Source organism: Pedobacter sp. 01T416_2, assembly GCF_056398925.1.
The window spans coordinates 1-4,044 of sequence record NZ_JBFTQI010000545.1 but is presented as its reverse complement, the minus strand read 5'-3'; the positions used below and the strand labels follow the sequence as shown (position 1 = coordinate 4,044).

The 4,044-nt window shown below is 41.7% G+C and carries 3 protein-coding genes and 1 pseudogene; all 4 read left to right on the top strand.

What is annotated here, in order from left to right:
• Positions 1-753, top strand: a pseudogene (locus AC1DPQ_RS19950) (SusC/RagA family TonB-linked outer membrane protein); the annotation flags it as partial.
• 25 nt (positions 754-778) lie between these two features.
• Complete coding sequence (locus AC1DPQ_RS19945; protein ID WP_477610652.1) at positions 779-2,212, top strand: RagB/SusD family nutrient uptake outer membrane protein; 1,434 nt, start codon at positions 779-781, stop codon at positions 2,210-2,212.
• 13 nt (positions 2,213-2,225) lie between these two features.
• Complete coding sequence (locus AC1DPQ_RS19940; RefSeq protein WP_477582245.1) at positions 2,226-2,960, top strand: DUF4843 domain-containing protein; 735 nt, start codon at positions 2,226-2,228, stop codon at positions 2,958-2,960.
• Between the two features lie 11 nt (positions 2,961-2,971).
• Positions 2,972-4,044, top strand: a 1,073-nt coding sequence (locus tag AC1DPQ_RS19935; RefSeq protein ID WP_477610651.1) for a PKD-like family lipoprotein, incomplete at its 3' end; no start/stop codon positions are given.

Below are 4,044 nucleotides of genomic sequence, written 5' to 3'. Positions count from 1 at the left end.
CTATCTGAACCTCGCAAAGGCTTAAAGTGGAATGTTTCTGTAAACGCCGCCACTAACAAATCTGTATTGAAAGAACTTTCTGGTAAACTTAAAGCCTTTAACGCTGCATTAAATACGAATAACGCCAATCAGACTTCCGAAAATGCACAGTTCATTGAGGGGCAGTCGACCACGGCTATTTATGCGGTAAGGTCGCTAGGCATTGATCCGGTTACTGGCCAGGAAGTTTACCTGAAAGCAGATGGTACCCCAACATTTGTGTGGGACGTTAATGATAAGACCTATGTTGGCGATACCCGCGCCAAGTGGACAGGTGCCATCAATTCAAACTTCCTATATGCAGGTTTTGCCTTAAATTTTAGCTTCAATTATAATTACGGTGCTGATCTGTATAACAGTACATTATTAAACCGGGTAGAGGCCGTTGATGCACGCAACAACGTAGACCGAAGAGCGTACGACCTGGGTTGGACGGGACCTGGAAGTTTGAGCCCATACCGTAGAATTACAACCTTCCCGACACCAACAAAGCTTACTTCACGCTTTGTTCAACGCGATAATAACATTCAGCTCAGCTCAATTAATTTGAGTTATCAGTTCAAAACCGCATTGGTAAAAAAGTTAGGCTTGCAGAACCTTAGTGTTAGTGCCACTACGAACAACCTGGGCACCTTTAGCTCCATTGAAATTGAACGTGGTACAGATAATCCTTTTGCCAGAGAATATACATTCGGCTTAAGTGCAAGATTTTAAATTCAAAAGATAAATTCATATCCCAATGAAAAGAACAATATTAATTATAGGAATTCTGGCAATAGGTGCGATGTTTTCCGGTTGTAAGAAATTTTTGGATGTACAGCCCAAAACGAGTCTGTCGGAAGAACAGCTGTTTACTTCAGAAGTTGGTTTTCAACAGGCTTTATCAGGCGTATACGGACAATTGGCTGGTAGCAATCTTTACGGAGATAACCTTTCTATGGGCTTTGTTTCTGCCCTGGCACAAAATTATTCAACACTCAATACCAGCGCAGGTATTTCGTTGCAACAAACACAACTCTTAAACTATGCTTCAACGGAAGTAGCAGGATACACCAATGCCATCTGGTCTTCCAGTTACAGTGCAATTGCTGCAGCAAATAAAATAATTGCAAATACAGAAACAAACCGTTCTGTACTAACCAATAATTCATATGCACAGCTGCGCGGTGAAGCCTTAGCTTTAAGGGCGTTTATACATTTTGATTTATTACGTATGTTCGGTCCTGAATATACTGCGGGTGCTAATTTAAAAGCCATCCCTTATAAAAAAGATGTAAACGAAAACGCAATTATACCTGCTACAACTGCTGACGTGGTCAAATTTGCTTTAGCCGATCTGAAAGAGGCTGCAGATCTGTTGCTAACGGTTGACCCGATCGTGACCAGCGATTTGAGGAGCAGACGGAATAAATTGAATTATTACGGCGTAAAAGCATTGGAAGCAAGAATAGAGCTATATAGCGGCGATAAATCAGGCGCTGCTGCCGCTRCAAATGTAGTGATCAGTTCGGGTAAATATACGTTCGTAACCCAGGCTGCGGCCGGTGCCATTAGCTCAGGATTGGTGGTACGCGACCGCCTATATTTCAATGAGCAGGTATTTATGATCAGGGTTAGGGATATATTGCCAACTGTACAGCGTTACTTCAGATTTAGAGGTACTGTAGATCAAACCCTTACGCGTACCCCTGCTAACTTTGCTACTTTGTACGAAACTTCATCGGGCGGTGGTACAGACATCAGGTTCGTTTACCGTTTAGAGCAGGATGGAGGAGGCTTGTTCCCATCTAAGTTCTGGCAAGCCTCTACCGCTACCACTACAATTACCGATAATTTATTAGATCAGTATGTACCGGGCATACGTCTTTCAGAAATGTACTACATCCTTGCTGAAACTGCAGAAACACCAGCTATAGGCGTTGGGCATTTAAATACGGTGCGCCAAAACAGGGGGCTTTCCAATCTGGCAACAACGCTCAGCGCTACAGATCTTACAGCTGCAATCACCAAGGAATACCAGAAAGAGTTTTATGCAGAAGGCCAGTTGTTTTTTTACTATAAGCGTATTAAAGCACTAAGAATGCAATTCCGCAACATCAACATGACCCCAGCGGACTACAAACTCCCGATTCCAGATGCTGAACTTCAATTTAACCCGAATTATGGAAACTAATCAAACTCGTATTATGAAATACTTATCATATATATTGATAGTAGCCTGTCTTTTTTCCTGCAAGAAAGAAGCAGTCGATACCTATCAGGGAAGGGATGGCATAAGTTTCTTTGCCTACACTTACGAACTTTTGCATACCACTGCAGTAAGAAGCTACTCTTTTGCGCTGCAAGCGACTCAAAAGCAAAGAGACACCTTATTTATACCAATGCGTATCACCGGGAAGTTATCCGATAAACCGCGCACGGCGCTGCTGAAAACGGCTCAGGGAACTACCGCAACTGCAGGCGTAGATTTTGAGCTGAAAGAATTCACTGTTCCGCCGGGAGCATCCACATTTAAGTATCCGTTGATATTGATCAATTCTACTGGAATGGCCAATAATGTTTACAGGATTGTACTGGAGCCCACAGAAACTAAAGACTTTACTTTAGGTACTTTTGGACAGACACCTGCTATTAACATCTTTACGGAAGAAAACTTCAGGTATCTGAAGGTTGATGTAACCAGTCAGTATATCGAACCTGCTTATTGGAGCATCTATCTCCTTGCTGATTTCGGGGAATTCAGTGCCGTAAAATACAAGTTCATGGTGAAGACTTTGGGTATAACCGATTTTTCTTACGACAAGATTGGTTCTGACGGTTTACTGAACTTTCCGGTTACCTTAAGGAATGCGCTGGCCGCTTACGAGGCTGCAAATGGTCCATTGTTAGATGAGAACGGTCAACAGATATCGTTCCCTTAATTTAAAATATTATGCATTTAAAATACCTTTTAAAGCTCATCCCGGTTTTTATTGTAATCATGTTGGCATTTGCTGCCTGTAAAAAAGACAATCAATCGTTTAAATATGAGCAAATCAACGACATTAAGATTACTGATGCAATAACCGCYTTTACGGTTCCTCAACTGGATTCGCTGATCATCACACCAACATTGGCCCAAACAATGCCCGAAGGTGATTCATTTACTTATAGCTGGACAATTGATTCGACAACGATTGCCAAAACTAAAAATTTACGCATTAAAGTAACTTTAAGTCCGGGCACGTATTCCATAATTTACAGAGTGACAAGTAATAAAAATGGTATTTACACGCTGAAGCGTTATACCATCACAGTAAATGGTGTTTATCCGGATGGCTGGTATGTGCTCAACAGCAAGGATGGAAAAGGCAAAGCTTCTTTGATCCGTACGGATGATGTGATTTTTGAGAACCCTATGGAAGTAGCCAACAATAAAACCTATCCGGGAAAACCATTGGCCTTATACAATTTTGGAAAAGGCGGTTTCTTTTATTATTTCACTGATCAAAATGTGTATCGTTTTAACATGAACGACTGGTTAGAACTTGGTGATAAAAGTTCGATACTTCCTGGTTTGGCAACACCGCTTCCATTTAAAACTGCACCGGCATTTATCATGAATACCTCAAAATTTGAGCAGTATATCGTTGCAGACGGGAGTTTGTATGTTGGCGTTTCAGGAACAAACTCAGAAAATCTGAAACCCCTCTCACAACGCATTCCAGGCAATTATGATTTATTCCCGGGTGTTTTTCCAGGCAATTTTAACACCACCTATTTTTACGATAATGCAACAATGAGTTTTATGCAGATGGGAATTTTGTCAAGAGTCCTTGAGCCATCGCCTGCAACACCATCGAGACCTTTCGATATGGCAAATGTAGGTAAGAAAATGATTGCTTATGATCGTGGCGTAACAACCTTATCCCAGGAAGGTATTGAGTGGTATTACATCATGGAAGACAATAATGGTCGTTACCTGATGTCGTTAACAGGCGACTCAGACAACAGTTTCCCTGGCGT

What these genes read in the sequence shown, in the direction of transcription:
- AC1DPQ_RS19940 (WP_477582245.1), top strand. Translation starts at nt 2,226, where the DNA reads ATGAAATACTTATCATATATATTGATAGTAGCCTGTCTTTTTTCCTGC.